The organism is Bradyrhizobium sp. AZCC 1719, from assembly GCF_036924525.1.
Classification (GTDB): domain Bacteria; phylum Pseudomonadota; class Alphaproteobacteria; order Rhizobiales; family Xanthobacteraceae; genus Bradyrhizobium.
In genome coordinates this window covers 5,537,809-5,552,610 of the sequence record NZ_JAZHRU010000001.1, presented here as the reverse complement: position 1 = coordinate 5,552,610, position 14,802 = coordinate 5,537,809, and the positions used below count along the sequence as shown (strand labels likewise).

The 14,802-nt window shown below is 63.3% G+C and carries 11 protein-coding genes; 8 read left to right on the top strand and 3 right to left on the bottom strand.

The window, feature by feature from the left end; all coding sequences use genetic code 11:
- The first annotated feature begins 9 nt into the window (after positions 1-9).
- Together V1292_RS26140 and V1292_RS26135 are read left to right on the top strand one after the other, a co-directional pair.
- Positions 10-1,536 carry a tripartite tricarboxylate transporter permease gene (locus tag V1292_RS26140; RefSeq protein WP_334375507.1) on the top strand — a complete coding sequence of 509 codons (1,527 nt, stop codon included), beginning with the start codon at positions 10-12 and terminating at the stop codon, positions 1,534-1,536.
- Complete coding sequence (locus V1292_RS26135; RefSeq protein WP_334375506.1) at positions 1,533-2,555, top strand: 4-hydroxythreonine-4-phosphate dehydrogenase PdxA; 1,023 nt, start codon at positions 1,533-1,535, stop codon at positions 2,553-2,555. Before V1292_RS26140 ends, V1292_RS26135 begins: the two co-directional genes overlap by 4 nt.
- 157 nt (positions 2,556-2,712) lie before the next feature.
- Here V1292_RS26135 and metC read toward each other — a convergent pair whose 3' ends face one another.
- On the bottom strand, positions 2,713-3,906 hold the full coding sequence (gene metC, locus V1292_RS26130) for a cystathionine beta-lyase (protein ID WP_334375505.1): 1,194 nt from the start codon (positions 3,904-3,906) through the stop codon (positions 2,713-2,715).
- A 337-nt stretch (positions 3,907-4,243) separates the two neighbouring features.
- Between metC and V1292_RS26125 the strand changes: the two genes are divergently transcribed.
- From V1292_RS26125 to V1292_RS26110, 4 genes are read left to right on the top strand one after another with little or no spacing between them, the layout of a single operon-like run.
- A complete protein-coding gene (locus tag V1292_RS26125; RefSeq protein WP_334362475.1) occupies positions 4,244-5,260 on the top strand; it encodes an amino acid ABC transporter substrate-binding protein in 1,017 nt (338 codons plus the stop codon).
- A gap of 24 nt (positions 5,261-5,284) precedes the next feature.
- The gene (locus V1292_RS26120) at positions 5,285-6,490 is read left to right on the top strand and encodes an amino acid ABC transporter permease (protein WP_334375504.1); all 1,206 of its coding nucleotides are present in this window, start codon (positions 5,285-5,287) and stop codon (positions 6,488-6,490) included.
- Positions 6,487-8,010 carry an amino acid ABC transporter permease gene (locus V1292_RS26115; RefSeq protein ID WP_334375503.1) on the top strand — a complete coding sequence of 508 codons (1,524 nt, stop codon included), beginning with the start codon at positions 6,487-6,489 and terminating at the stop codon, positions 8,008-8,010. The genes V1292_RS26120 and V1292_RS26115 overlap by 4 nt, the downstream gene beginning before the upstream one ends.
- A 10-nt stretch (positions 8,011-8,020) precedes the next feature.
- Positions 8,021-8,764, top strand: coding sequence for an amino acid ABC transporter ATP-binding protein (locus V1292_RS26110; protein ID WP_334375502.1), 744 nt, complete (start codon positions 8,021-8,023; stop codon positions 8,762-8,764).
- A gap of 107 nt (positions 8,765-8,871) precedes the next feature.
- On the opposite strand, the gene V1292_RS26105 is transcribed toward V1292_RS26110, so the two are convergent.
- Both V1292_RS26105 and V1292_RS26100 read right to left on the bottom strand, forming a co-directional pair.
- Positions 8,872-9,912, bottom strand: a complete 1,041-nt coding sequence (locus V1292_RS26105) for a cysteine synthase A (protein WP_334375501.1) — start codon at positions 9,910-9,912, stop codon at positions 8,872-8,874.
- An 89-nt stretch (positions 9,913-10,001) separates the two neighbouring features.
- Entirely contained in the window at positions 10,002-11,231 is a 1,230-nt protein-coding gene (locus V1292_RS26100; RefSeq protein WP_334375500.1) for a cyclopropane-fatty-acyl-phospholipid synthase family protein, read from the bottom strand.
- Positions 11,232-11,937: 706 nt separating this feature from the next.
- On the opposite strand from V1292_RS26100, the gene V1292_RS26095 reads away from it, so the two are divergent.
- Together V1292_RS26095 and V1292_RS26090 are read left to right on the top strand one after the other, a co-directional pair.
- Positions 11,938-13,398 (top strand): efflux transporter outer membrane subunit, encoded by a 1,461-nt coding sequence (locus V1292_RS26095; RefSeq protein ID WP_334377168.1) that lies wholly within the window; start codon positions 11,938-11,940, stop codon positions 13,396-13,398.
- Positions 13,388-14,791, top strand: coding sequence for an efflux RND transporter periplasmic adaptor subunit (locus V1292_RS26090; RefSeq protein WP_334375499.1), 1,404 nt, complete (start codon positions 13,388-13,390; stop codon positions 14,789-14,791). Before V1292_RS26095 ends, V1292_RS26090 begins: the two co-directional genes overlap by 11 nt.
- The last annotated feature ends 11 nt before the right edge of the window (positions 14,792-14,802 follow it).

Sequence of the window (14,802 nt, the reverse complement as noted above, 5' to 3'; positions counted from 1 at the left end):
GGACGGGCGATGGAAAACCTTCAATCGCTCCTGCACGGTTTCACCATCGCGGTTACCGTTCCGCACCTGACGCTGATGGTGATCGGCGTCCTGCTCGGCATTCTCGTCGGCGTTCTGCCCGGCCTGGGTGCGCCAAACGGAGTGTCGCTATTGCTGCCGCTGACCTTCGGCATGCAGCCGGTGTCGGCGATCATCCTGCTTTCGAGCATGTATTGGGGCGCGTTGTTCGGCGGCTCGGTGACGTCGATTCTGTTCAACATCCCGGGCGAACCATCGTCGGTCGCCACCACCTTCGACGGCTATCCGATGGCGCGCGATGGCAGGCCGACAACGGCGCTGGCCACCGCTTTCGGCTCGGCGGCGTTCGGCGCGCTTGTCGGCGTGATCCTGATTACGTTTCTGGCGTCCTGGGTGGCGCAGGTGGCGCTCGCCTTCGGACCGCCCGAATATTTTGCGGTCTATTTCCTTGCCTTCGCCAGTTTCGTCGGCATGGGCGGTGCGGCTCCGATCAAGACGGTGGTGGCACTCGCGATCGGTTTTGCCATCGCGGCGATCGGCATCGATACCGTCTCGGGCAGCGTGCGGCTCACCATGGGTATCGACGAGCTGGTGAAGGGCGTCAGCTTCGTCGTTGCCGTGATGGGGCTGTTCGGCATCGGCGAATTGCTGATTGCGGTGGAGGAGGAGTTTCAGGCCCGCGCGGTATCGTCGAGGGTGGATTGGAAGGAAGTCGTCCGGGCGCTCGGCCGTCTGCCGCAGCATGGCATTGCATTGCTGCGCAGCGCCGCCATCGGCTGCTGGATGGGCATTACGCCGGGCGGTCCGACCGCCGCTTCCTTCATGAGCTATGGCATCGCCAAGCGCTTCTCGCGCAACGGCGCGCGTTTCGGCACCGGCGAGGCCGAGGGCATCGTCGCGCCGGAGACCGCCGACCACGCCGCCGGCACCAGCGCGCTATTGCCGATGCTTTCGCTCGGCATTCCCGGCTCGGCTACGGCTGCTGTCATGATGGGCGGGCTGATGATCTGGGGATTGAATCCCGGACCGATGCTATTCGTCGACCAGAAGGATTTCGTCTGGGGGCTGATCGCCTCAATGTATGTCGGCAACATCGTTGCGGTTGCGCTCGTGCTGCTCACCGTTCCCGTGTTCGCCGCCCTGATGCGCATTCCCTTCGCCGTCATCGCCCCTCTGATCGTCATCATCTGCGTCGTCGGCGCCTATTCGGTCTCGAACTCCTATCTCGACGTCGTCTTGATGCTCGGCTTCGGTGTCCTCGGCTATCTCTTCAAGAAGCTGCACTATCCGTTGGCTCCGTTGGTGCTTGCGATCGTGATCGGCGACAAGGCCGAGGACGCGTTCCGGCAGGCCATGCTGATGTCGAAGGGATCGATCGGGATATTCTTTGCGAACCGGCTGGTGACGACCCTCGTTCTGGCCGCGATGGCGTTGCTGCTGCTTCCGCTTGCGCTACAGATTGTGCGTCTGCTGCGAAAGCCGGACGAAGCTGCTGATGAAAAGGTGAGGATCATATGAAGCCGCATAGCCCCGGCAAGCCGGTGATCGCGCTGGCGATGGGAGACCCCGCCGGCATCAGCCCGGAGTTGACCGCAAAACTCGCCTGCCTCGATGAAATCCGTTCCCACGCACGCCTGATCGTGATCGGAGATCGCCGCGTTTTCGACGAAGGCGCGCGCGTGGCCGGCGTCAGGACGGACCTGCCAAATGTAGCGCCATCCGCGGACCCGCGAACAATCGGCAGTGACGCCGCTTTTATGGACCTTGGCCATCTCGATCCCGCGACCATCGAACGTGGTGTCGCGAGCCAGGCCGGCGGCGCGTTCGCGCTGGAGAATTATCGTCGCGCGCTCACGCTGGCGCGTGACGGGCAGGCCGACGCCGTCTGCTTTACGCCGTTCAACAAGAAGGCGATGCGGCTCGCGCGCGCGGAGTATGATGACGAGATCGCGTTCTCCGCCGAGGTCGCCGGCCTGAAAACGCCAGCCAGCGAATTCAACGTGCTCGACAGGCTCTGGAATGCCCGCGTCACCTCGCACATTGCGCTCAAGGATGTGGCCTCGCGTCTCTCCGTCGAGCGCATCCATCGCGCGCTGAAACTGACCGATGCCTGCATGCGACAGGCCGGCTTTGCCGAGCCCCGTATCGCGGTGGCCGGGCTCAACCCGCATGCCGGTGACGGCGGCAATTTCGGCCGCGAGGAGATCGATCTGATCGAGCCTGCTGTTATGGCCGGCCGGGCCGAAGGAATAGCGGCGGAAGGGCCGTTTCCGGCCGATACGGTTTTCCTGCGCGCCAAGAACGGGGCCTTCGATGCGGTGTTGACGATGTACCACGACCAGGGCCAGATCGCGATGAAGCTGATGGGCTTCGATCGCGGGGTGACAATTCTCGGCGGCTTCCCGTTTCCGATCTGTACGCCGGCGCATGGCACGGCCTATGACATCGCCGGCCAAGGCGTCGCCTCGGTTGGCGCCAGCCGCGCGGCGCTATTGCTTGCGGCTGAGATGGCTGAGACCGCGAGGCGGGGACATTAGGCGGCCGGCGTGAGGTATCCGCCTAGAGTGCGATGAGATTAGGTTCAGTCCACCGCCTGCTATGCCGGCCGTTGCCGGCTACTTTGCATGGGGTTGTTTTCGACATTTTGGTTGGGCGGTCAACGAGGCATCAGGCCGGACCTGATCTCGTCAGGCTTTAGGTGGCCGCCTTCAACGCCGCAAAGCCGCGATCGAGATCGGCCTTGAGGTCGTCGACACTCTCGAGGCCGATATGGAGCCGCAGCGTCGGTCCGCCGGGGGACCATTTGGTCGCGGTGCGGTAGGGATCGCAGTCGAACGGGATGATGAGGCTTTCGAAACCGCCCCACGAATAGCCCATGCCGAACAGTTTGACGGCGTCGAGCAGGGCATCGACCGCCTTCTGGGCGACCGGTTTCAGCACGATGCTGAACAGGCCGGAGGCGCCGGTGAAGTCGCGCTTCCAGATCGCGTGGCCGGGATGGCTTTCGAGCGCCGGATGCAAGACCTGCAGGACCTCGGGGCGGCCGGCGAGCCAGCGCGCCATTTCCAGGCCCGAGCGATAATGTTGCGCGAGCCGCACCGAAAGCGTGCGGGTGCCGCGCAGCGCCAGGAATACGTCGTCGGGTCCGGCGCAGACGCCGAGCAGGCGGATACCCTCGGTGAGCAGCGGCCAGGCTTTTGCGTTCGCCGAAATCGTGCCGAACATGATGTCGGAATGGCCGCCAATATATTTGGTGGCGGCCTGCATGCTGATGTCGACGCCCTGGTCGAGCGAGCGGTGAAACAGTGGCGTCGCCCAGGTGTTGTCGTCGATGACGAGCGCGTCCCTTGCATGCGCGACTTCAGCGATGGCGGGAATGTCGGTCATTTCAAACGACTGCGAGCCGGGCGCCTCGACCAGTACCGCTCTGGTGTTCGGTTTAAATAGCTTCTCTATCCCAGCGCCAACCAGCGGATCGAAATAACCGACCTCGACGCCGTAACGGGTCAGCATGCCGGTGCAGAAGTTGCGCGAGGGCCGGTAGACGTTGTCGGTCACCAGCAGATGATCGCCGGCCTTCAAGACCGACAGGAGCGTGGTGGTGATGGCGGCAAGTCCCGATGGCGCGAGGCCGACGCCCGCGCATTGCGGGCCCTCCAGTGACATCAGCACGTTCTGCAACGCCTGCGTGGTCGGGGTGCCATGACGCCCGTAGGAGAATTCGGCGCGGTGGGCGTGCAGGTCCTCCGCGGTCGGATAGAGCACGGTCGACCCGCGGTACACCGCCGGATTGACGAAACCCCTTTGTCCCTTGGTGTCACGGCCGGCGGTGACCAGTCTGGTTTCGGGCTTTGGCGGGTTGGGCGGACCGTCGTTCGAAAAGCTCATGCGTTTGCATTATCCAAGACGTTATGCCGCAGCCACAACTTGATCGCGAAAACACCGGCGAGCGGCGGGTCGAGGCCGGGTGAGTTAATAACAAGACACAGAAGACGGCAGTCAACCCCTTGACCCGGCACGCCAGTCGTTCTGAGATGCGCGCCAACGAACAGTCGCTGCAAGTTGAGGGGCCTGCCGCGATATCAGATCCACCGCCTGACCGGATTGGCACGCCAAATGCACGGTCGGGACGACGCTTTTCAGCGAGGGATCAGCGGGTTGGCCCCACAACGTCAGGCGTTGCCTAAAAAACGATCTCCGGACGTCCCCTTGAAAGGCCTAACCCATGAAACGCGTATCTCTGGTTGTTACCCTTGCCCTTGCCGCCGGCCTCTCGGCCCAGGCCGCCTCGGCGCAAACCCTCAAGACGGTCAAGGACCGGGGCATGCTGTCCTGTGGGGTCAGCCAGGGCCTGCCGGGCTTCTCGACGCCCGACGACAAGGGTAACTGGACCGGGCTCGACGTCGACATCTGCCGGGCGATCGCGGCTGCCATTTTCAACGACGCGACCAAGATCAAATTCGTCCCGCTCTCGGCCAAGGACCGTTTCACCGCGCTGCAGTCGGGCGAGATCGACGTGCTGTCCCGCAACACCACCTGGACGCTGTCGCGCGATACCTCGCTGGGCGCCAACTTCACCGGTGTTACCTATTATGACGGCCAGGGCTTTCTGGTGAAGAAGTCGCTGAAGGTGAATTCGGCGCTGGAACTCAACAGTGCGTCGGTTTGCGTGCAGACTGGCACCACGACCGAACAGAACCTCGCCGACTACTTCAAGGGCAACAACATGAAGTATGAGGTGATCGCGTTCGCGACCGCCGACGAGACCGTCAAGGCCTATGAGTCCGGCCGGTGCGACGTGTTCACCTCCGACGTCTCCCAGCTCTATGCCGAACGCCTGAAGGTCGCCAACCCAGCCGATCACGTCGTGCTGCCCGAGGTGATCTCGAAAGAACCGCTCGGGCCGATGGTCCGCCATGGCGACGATCAGTGGTTCGATATCGTGAAATGGACGCTGTATGCGATGGTCGGCGCCGAAGAGCTCGGCTTGACACAGAAGAACGTCGACGAGATGGCCAAGTCCGACAAACCCGAGGTCAAGCGCGCCGTCGGCACAGACGGCAATCTGGGCGAGCAACTCGGCCTGACCAAGGACTGGATGGTGCGGGTCGTGAAGGCGGTCGGCAATTACGGCGAGTCCTTCGAGCGCAACGTCGGCTCCGGCTCCAAGCTCGGTATTGCCCGCGGCCTCAACCAACTCTGGAGCAAGGGCGGTATCCAGTACGCCCCGCCGATCCGCTAAGCGCCAGCGAGAGGGGCTGCGGCGATGGCCATCGAACCCCGAAAACCACCGTCGCAGCTACTTCCCAGGCTGCAGCGCGCGCTCGGCGGCCGTGCTGGCTGGAGCGGATTCGTCCTCCAACTGCTGTTCGTTGCCGCGCTCGCATGGATCTCCTACGAGATCGTCGCCAACGCCCGCGCCAATTTGCAGGCGCAGCGGATCACCGCGGGCTTCGGCTTCCTTGCCAACAATGCCGGCTTTGACGTCAGCCAGAGCCTGATCCCGTATTCGGGGTCCGATCCCTACACGCGCGTATTTTTCGTCGGGCTGCTCAACACATTGCTGGTCTCGGTGATCGGCATTTTCTTCGCCACCCTGATCGGCTTCCTGGTCGCGCTCGGCCGGCTGTCGCCGAACTGGCTACTGGCGCGAATCTCGGGCGGCTATGTCGAACTGATCCGCAACCTGCCGCTGTTGTTCCAGATCCTGTTCTGGTATCTCGCGGTGCTGGCCGCTTTGCCCAATCCGCGGCAGAGCATCTCGGTCTTCGGCAGTTTCTTTCTCAGCAACCGCGGCCTGGTCATTCCGAAGCCGATCGGCGAGGCCGGCTTCGAGCCGTTCGTCGTCGCCCTGCTGGTTGCGATCGTCGCCGCGATCGCATTGTGGCGATACGCGCGCCGTCAGCTCTTCCAGAGCGGCAAGGTGATCAAGGTCTGGCCCTATGCGCTCGCCATGGTGATCGGACTGCCGCTGCTCAGCGTGCTGATTTTCGGCGTACCTGTCACGTTTGAGGTGCCCGTGCTCAGAGGCTTCAACTTCGCAGGCGGCTCACGCCTGATACCGGAATTCGTCGCTCTGACGCTGGCGCTGTCGACCTACACGGCAGCCTTCATTGCCGAGATCGTGCGCGCGGGCATTCTCTCCGTGCACAAGGGCCAGATGGAAGCCGGCTCCTCGCTCGGGCTGCAGCGCGGCTCGGTGTTGCGGCTGATCGTGATCCCGCAGGCGATGCGCGTGATCCTGCCCCCGCTCACCAACCAGTACCTCAACCTGACCAAGAACTCCTCGCTGGCGGTCGCGATCGGCTATCCCGATCTGGTCTCGGTGTTCGCCGGGACCACGCTGAGCCAGACCGGGCAGGCGATCGAAATCATCGGCATCACCATGGGCGTCTATCTCCTGATCTCGCTGGTCACCAGCGCGATCATGAGTTTCTATGGATGGCGGATCAGCCGGAGCATGGGCGGATGAGCGACACGACTTCATCCATTTTCGTCCGCCAGGACCTCGTGCCCGAGCGGGCCGCGCCCGTGAAGACCACCGGCTTCATCGGCTTCCTGCGCACGCGGCTGTTCAATTCGCCGACCAACATCCTGATCACGATTGTCAGCGTGTTGTTGCTGTGGGTCACTGTCGTTCCGGCCGTGAAGTTCGCGCTGGTCGATGCGGTCTGGACCGGCACGGATCGGACGGCCTGCCTCGCTGAAAATGTTGGACGCCCCGTCGGCGCCTGTTGGCCGTTCATTCAAGCGAAGATTTACCAGTTCATCTATGGCTTCTACCCGGAGCCGGAGCGCTGGCGCGTCAACCTGACCTTCATTCTTGCCGCTATCCTGCTGGTTCCGCTGCTGATTCCGCGGCTACCGGCCAAGGGTCCGAACGCCATTCTGTTCTTCGTGGCGTTACCTGTCGTCGCCTTCTTCCTGCTGCGCGGCGGTGGGCTCGGCGGCTTCGGCGTGAGCTGGACCGCCGGGCTGCTGTCTGGCTTCAACGATAGCATCGGCGACGGCGGCAGGAAGCTCGTGGCCGCGGGCGAGGCGACGGCCGTGATCGGACCGCTGCTATGGGTCCTCGGCAAGCTGATCGTACTGGTGAGCACGGTGATTGGCTGGGTCCTGTTGCCGCTAACCTGGCTGCGCGATCAGATCCAGGCCTCCGGCCAGCCGGTCTGGGCTGATCTCGGCGCGACTACGTTGATAGTCTCGGCGCTGCTGTTCTGGCTCGGTGGCGGCTTGCGGTCCGGCTGGCGTCCGCTCGTCACCTGCCTTGGGGTCTTTGTCGCCATCGCCCTGGTGATCGCGGTGATGGGGCTCGACAGCGGTGGACTTCCGGAGGTCGACACGCGGTTGTGGGGCGGCCTTCTGGTGACGCTGGTTGTATCGGTCGTCGGCATCGTCGCCTCGATGCCGGTCGGCATTGCGCTGGCCCTCGGGCGGCGCTCGACCATTCCGCTGATCCGGATTTTCTCGATCGCCTTCATCGAGTTCTGGCGCGGCGTTCCGCTGATTACCGTGCTGTTCTTTGCAACCTATATGCTGCCGCTGTTCGTGCCGGCCGGCTTCACCATCGACGGGCTGATGCGCGCCCTGATCGGCATTGCGCTGTTTGCCGGTGCGTACCAGGCCGAAGTCATCCGCGGGGGGCTGGCGGCGATCCCGCGCGGGCAAGGGGAGGCGGCGAGCGCGCTCGGCCTGTCCTGGGGCAAAACCACGGCTCTGATCGTGATGCCGCAGGCGCTGCGCCATGTCATCCCCGGTCTCGTCAACAGCTTCATCGCGCTGTTCAAGGATACCTCGCTGGTTTCGATCGTTGCGCTGTTCGACCTGCTTGGCAGTCTGCGCGCCTCGTTCTCCGATCCGGTCTGGTCGACCCCGACAACGCTGTTTACCGGCTTTACCTTTGTCGGCATCATCTATTTCGTCTTCTGCTTCGGGATGTCGCGTTACTCGCTGTTCGTCGAGAACCGGCTGAACGCACATCGTCGCAACTGAGTACATCACCATGACCGCAAACTCGATCGTTGGCATCAACGCACTCAACAAATGGTACGGCGATTTTCACGTCCTGCGCGACATCAACCTCGATGTCGCCAAGGGCGAGCGCATCGTGATCTGCGGCCCCTCAGGCTCGGGCAAGTCGACGCTGATCCGCTGCATCAACGCGCTGGAGGAATTCCAGGAAGGCCAGATCGTGGTCGAGGGCATCGAACTCGGTCCGAACCTGCGGCGGGTGGATGAAGTCCGCCGCGAGGTCGGCATGGTGTTCCAGAGCTTTAACCTGTTTCCGCACCTGACCGTGCTGGAGAACTGCACGCTGGCGCCGATCTGGGTACGCAACATTCCGAAAAAGGACGCCGAGGCGACCGCGATGAAATTCCTGGAGCGGGTCAAGATCCCGCATCAGGCCAACAAATATCCCGGCCAGATGTCGGGCGGTCAGCAGCAGCGCGTCGCCATTGCTCGCGCACTGACCATGAATCCGAAGGTGATGCTGTTCGACGAGCCGACCTCGGCGCTCGACCCGGAAATGGTCAAGGAAGTGCTCGACACCATGGTCGATCTCGCCAGGGAAGGCATGACCATGCTGGTGGTCACCCACGAAATGGGATTTGCCCGCGAAGTCGCCAACCGCGTCGTCTTCATGGACGCGGGCCAGGTGATCGAGTCAAACACGCCGCAGGAATTCTTCGCCAATCCGCAGCACGCGCGGACGAAGCTATTCCTGAGCCAGATTTTGCGGCATTAGCGGCTGCTGTAGGGTGGGCAAAGGCGCTCCTGCGCCGTGCCCACCATCTATCCGCGGCGACACTGTTGGTGGGCACGCTTCGCTTTGCCCACCCTACAAAAATCCCCTCACACCTTCTCGAACGGCACGTCGATGTTGGTACGCTTTTCCAGCCATGCCGGCACCGGCAGGTTCTTCGAGCGCATGAATGCCGGATTGAACAGCTTTGACTGATAGCGGCCGCCGGAATCGGCCAGCACGGTGACGATGGTCTTGCCGGGTCCGAGCTGCTTTGCCAATCGGATCGCGCCAGCGACGTTGATACCGGTGGAGCCGCCGAGGCACAGGCCTTCCTGCTCGAGCAGTTCGTAGATCACCGTCATGGCTTCCTCGTCGGAAATCAGGAAAGCGTCATCGACAACAGCGGTCTCGATGATGGGCGTGACGCGGCCGAGCCCGATGCCTTCGGTGATCGAGTCGCCTGGCGTCGATTTGGCCTGACCGTGCTTGAACAGCTCGTACATCGCAAAGCCGTGCGGATCGGCACAGGCGGTCACGATGTCCTTGTTCTGCTCCTTCAGAAAGCGGCTGGTGCCGGCGAGCGTGCCGCCGGTGCCGACCGAGCAGATAAAGCCGTCGACCTTGCCGCCGGTCTGCTCCCAGATCTCGGGTCCGGTGGATTCGTAGTGCGCCTTGGCATTATCGAGATTGTTCCACTGGTCGGCAAACAACACGCCGTTCGGCTCGGTCTTGCGAAGCTGGGCGGCCAGCCGCCGTCCCACATGCTGATAGTTGTTCGGATTGGCATAGGGCAGTTGCGGCACCTCGATGAGCTCGGCGCCGCACAGCCGCAGCATGTCCTTCTTTTCCTGGCTCTGCGTTTCCGGGATCAGGATCAGCGTGCGGTAACCGCGGGCGCTCGCGACCACGGCGAGCCCGATACCGGTATTGCCGGCGGTCGATTCCACCACGAGCCCGCCCGGTTTGAGATCGCCGCGCTTTTCGGCTTCGAGGATCATCCACTTGCCGGCGCGGTCCTTGACCGACTGGCCGGGATTCATGAATTCGGCCTTGCCGAGAATGGTGCAGCCGGTCGCTTCCGAAGCGTGCTTGAGCTTGATGAGGGGGGTGTTGCCGATCGCTTCGATGACGTCTTTGTTGAAGGCCATGTCTTTGAAATCGCCGGTTTGTTTGCCTAATCGTTAGGCGACCCTAAAGGAGGGCCGCCGGCCATACAAGCCAGCGTTGGGGCAGGCGATCAGCCCGATTTCGCAAACACCACCTGGCGCACGTCGATATTTCCGGACAGGAAACCGGCCTCGCAATAGGCGAGGTAATATTCCCACAGCCGCCGGAAGCGATCGTCGAAACCCGACGGCGTCAGATTTGGCCAGGCCGCGCGGAAATTGCTTCGCCAGATCGCGAGCGTCTTGGCATAATCTTGTCCGAAAATGCGTTCGCGGATGACGGGAACACCGAAGCGCTCGCCGAGCGTTTTCAGGATCTGCGGCGACGGCAGCATGCCGCCCGGAAAGACGTAGCGCTGGATGAAGTCGACTTCGCGGCGATAGGTCTGGAACAGGCTGTCCTGGATGGTGATGGCCTGGATGCCGGCCAGCCCCCCAGGCAGCAGGCGGTCGCGCAACTGTGAAAAGTACTTCGGCCAGAATTGCTCGCCGACCGCCTCGATCATCTCGATCGAGGCGATCCGATCATAGCGGTCGCGCTCGTCGCGATAATCCCTGAGCTTGATCTCGACCCTGTCGCTGAGCCCGGCGTTCTGAATGCGCGCCTGCGCAAAGTCCCGCTGCTCCTTGCTGATGGTAAGTCCGACCACCTTGGCGCCGAACGTCTTGGCGGCATATTCGGCAAAGCCGCCCCATCCGCAGCCGATCTCCAACAGCTTCTGGCCCGGCCGCAGATCGATGGCCTCGGCGAGCCGCCGGTATTTGTTGTGCTGCGCGGCCGTCAGGTCGGGTGTGTCGTCCTCGAACAGCGCCGACGAATAGGTCATGCTGGGATCGAGCCACGCCGAATAGAAGGCGTTGCCGATGTCGTAATGCGCATAGATGTTGCGACGAGCCTGCCCCTTTGTGTTGCGGTTGAGCCAATGCCTGACGGCCTGGAAGGTACGCGTCAGCGGATTGCCGATCAGCATGGTCTGCATCCAGTCCTGGTTGACGCAGAACAGATAGAGGAATTGCGTGAGGTCGGGCGTGTCCCATTCGCCGCGCAGATAGGCTTCCGCAATGCCGATGTCGCCGCCGCGCAAGAGCCGCGAGGCAAAGCCGTAATCGTAAATCTTCATCACGGCGGCAGGACCCGGCCCGTTGCCGCCCAACCGGACCATGCGGCCGTCGGCCAGTGTCACGTCGAGCGTGCCGTGTTGCAGCTTTGAACCAAAGCCCAGCGCCAGCCGGACCATGCGGGGCAATTCCGGAAACGTCGCGTCTACAGTTTCCGATGTGACCGAAATCAACTCGGGCATGTGCGATCCATCGAATTGCGGTTTACCCGGCTTCGCATGGTCGATCGACCCTGCTTCAATGCTTGGCACGGGTGGACAACGCCGTCGAAGTATAAACGTTGATTTTTCCACTCGCCAAGCCGGTATTGAAGGCTGTGCCCTCCCGTGGACCGGCCGCATGCCTCGTGCAAGCTGTGAGCGCCGCGCGGTTGACGCAGAGCAGCAACGATTGCCGGTTCGATTCGGCCACGTCCAGATCGATCGGCAGGCTCGTCACGCGACAGCCGAAGCGATGGCCGAGTCCTCGTGGAAACGGTGTCCGGTCGATGCGCGAGATTCGGCTGTTCCCGGAGTTTCAAATCGGCCACAGGCCGGGGCTCCGCTGTGCGACGAGCCGGTGTCGACGTCAGAACAGGGGAAAAACCCCATGAAATCTTCGTAAGAATTCGGCGGTCCTGCGGCGTCCCGACATCGTTCCGAGCCCTATAAAACAAGGGAAAGTGAGCTCTTTGTCGCCCGCTTTTAAGCATCTGAACGCACGATCGGCGAGAGGCTGCGCGGGGCTGTCCGCGTGCTGATCGCAAGGCTAATATCGCGGTTCGGTTCCAACGGAAGCATCACCCCCTGTGAACGTATCGCAGCCCAACAGGAGAAGCGCGCATATTGCGCCGGGCCGGGACTTGCCCGGTGGAGAACGGGTGTGACCCAGCGAATTGCAACTGCTGCGATCGAAGGTTGGCCTGTTCTCATTCCGGGCGGCAAGCGGCTGGCGCGATCGCTTGCCGTGCTTGGCCTCGTCGCCAGCTCGGCGGGCTGCATCCTGACCAAGGACCTTCCCGACCCTGCACTCGACATCCCCGAAGGCTACAAAGCAGCCCGGCTTTCGAAGGCTGCGGACACGCCCCCGACGCTCGACTGGTGGCGCGGATTTCGTTCGCGGGAGCTGACGGGCCTGATGGAAGAGGCGCAGACCGTCAATCTGGATATTGCGGCCGCCACCGCGCGGTTCAGGCAGGCCGATGCGCAGGCACGAATCGCGGGCGCGGCGCTGCTGCCAACTCTCAGTGCTACCGGGTCGGAAAGCTATTCCCGCACCTCCCGTTCGAGCACCAGCGGCCTGTCCATTGGCGGCCGGGAGGTGGTCAACTATTCGGCATCGCTTAGCGCCAGCTACGAATTGGATTTCTGGGGCAAGAACCGCGACGCCGCCCAGGCGGCGGAGGAGACTGCGGCTGCCAGCCGCTTTGACCGTGACGTCATCGCGCTGACCACGCTGACGACGGTCGCCAATGCCTATTTCCAGGTGCTTGCCGCGCAGGATCGGATTCGTACCGCACAGCGAAACATCGCGAGCGCCGAGCGCATCCTGAACGCCATCAAGGAGCGCTTCAAAGCCGGCACCGGTACCGACCTCGACGTCGCGCAACAGGAAAGCGTGGTGGCCAACCAGCGCGCGCTGGTGCCGCCGCTGCGGCAGACGCTCGACCAGAACATCAACGCGCTGGCAACTTTGGTGTCGCGGCCGCCAGAATCGGTGCGTGTCACCGGCGGAACCCTCAATCGGATTGCCGCGCCACGCGTCACGCCGGGCCTGCCTTCCGAGTTGCTGACGCAACGCCCTGACATCCGCCGCCAGGAAGCGCAGCTTGCCTCGGCCACCGCCAATGTCGGCAGCGCCCGCGCGCAGTTCTTTCCGAGCATTCAACTGACGGGGCAGGGCGGTTATCAAAGCTCGGCGTTGACGGCGCTGTTTCAGCCGCAAGCCGCGTTCTTCAGCATGGTCGGCAGCCTGACCCAACCGATCTTCGACGGCGGCAGGATCCTCGGCAATTTCGAGCTCACCAAGGCGCTGCAGGATGAACTGCTGCAGACCTACCGCAAGACGGTGGTGCAGGCCTTTGCCGATGTCGACAACGCCCTGATGTCGATCCGCCAGACCACCGAGAAGCTGCGGCTGCAGCGCGAGGTCGTGGCGGCGTCGCGGCGGGCGTTTGAATTGTCCGAGCAGCAGTTACGGGCCGGGACTGCCGACATCGTAGTTGTGCTAAATACGCAGCTAACACTATTCCAGGCCGAGGATGCGCTGTCGCAGGCCCAACTGGCCCGGCTTCTGGCAATCGTCAGCCTCTATCAGGCGCTGGGGGGCGGCTGGGAGCCCAGGATGGAAAGGCCGGTCAATGCTCTTTAAGCCCGAAGTGAAAGATGACCCGAAGACGGCGCGCAAGCGCGTCGTGCGCGGCATTGGCCGGCGGATGGTGTCGCTTTCGATCACGCTGTTGATCCTCGGCGGACTCGGCTATCTCGGCTGGAACGCCTTTCAGCAGAAGCAGACCGGCCGTGGCGGGCCCGGCGCGCGTCCCGATCTCCCGGTACCGGTGCTGGCGGCTATGCCCCGCACGCAGGATGTGCCGGTCTATCTCGATGCCGTGGGCTCGGTCCGTGCGCTGAACACGGTAACGGTGCGCGCCCAGGTCGACGGCAAGCTGATCAAGGTGAACTTCGTCGAAGGTCAGGACGTCAAGCAGGGCGACGTGCTGGCCGAAATCGATCCCGTGATCTATCAGGCGCAGTACGACCAGGCGGTGGCGAAGAAGGCACAGGACGAGGCGCTGCTCGCCAACCAAAGGCTCGATCTGGCGCGCTATCAGCAGCTCGCCGCATCGAATGCCGGATCCAAGCAGCAGGCCGATACCCAGCGCGCCGTGGTCGCCCAGCAGGAAGCGCTGGTGCAGGCCGATCAGGCCGCGATCGACAATGCCAAGGCAATGCTCGGCTATACCAAAGTCATCGCGCCGTTGTCTGGGCGCGCCGGCCTGCGCCAGGTCGACCAGGGCAACATCATCCGCGCCTCCGACGTCACCGGCCTCGTCATCATCACCCAACTGCAGCCGATCGCGGTGCAGTTCAGCCTGCCGCAGCAGCAGATCGTGCGGGTCAACGCTGCCGCCGCCAAAGGCGTGCTGACGGTGGACGTGTTCGGCAATGACGGCGTGACCGTCATCGACACCGGTACGCTCAAAGGCATCGACAACCAGGTCGATCCGACCACCGGCACGCTGAAGCTGAAGGCGGAGTTTCCCAACGCCAAATTTCAGCTCTGGCCCGGACAGTTCGTCAATGTGCGGCTGAAGGTCGAAACGCTGGAGAAGGCGATCGTGGTGCCGAGCTCGGCGGTGCAACGTGGTCCGGTTGGGACATTCAGCTATGTGATCGGCCCCGACAATGTCGCGACCGCAAAGCCGGTCGTGGTGACGCAGCAGAACGAAAACGATGCCGTCATCGCCAGCGGCCTTTCGATCTCCGACCGCGTGGTGACCACCGGCTTTGCCAATCTGTCTGACGGCGCCAATGTCTTGATTGGCACCGACGACAGGGCGCCAACCGCCGACCTCGCGCCGCGCAAGCGCAGCCGCAGCCCCGATGCCAAGGGAGACTCCAAGGCAGGTCCGGGCAAGGAGGGTCAAGCAAACGATGGCGAGCGCCGCGGCAGGCGCGAGCGCGGCGAGGGCGATCAAAAGGGACAAACCGGCCCGGCGCCGGCCGAGCCAGCGCGTGGCGGCGCTGCGAAGGCGCAGCCATGATCGATGCGCCG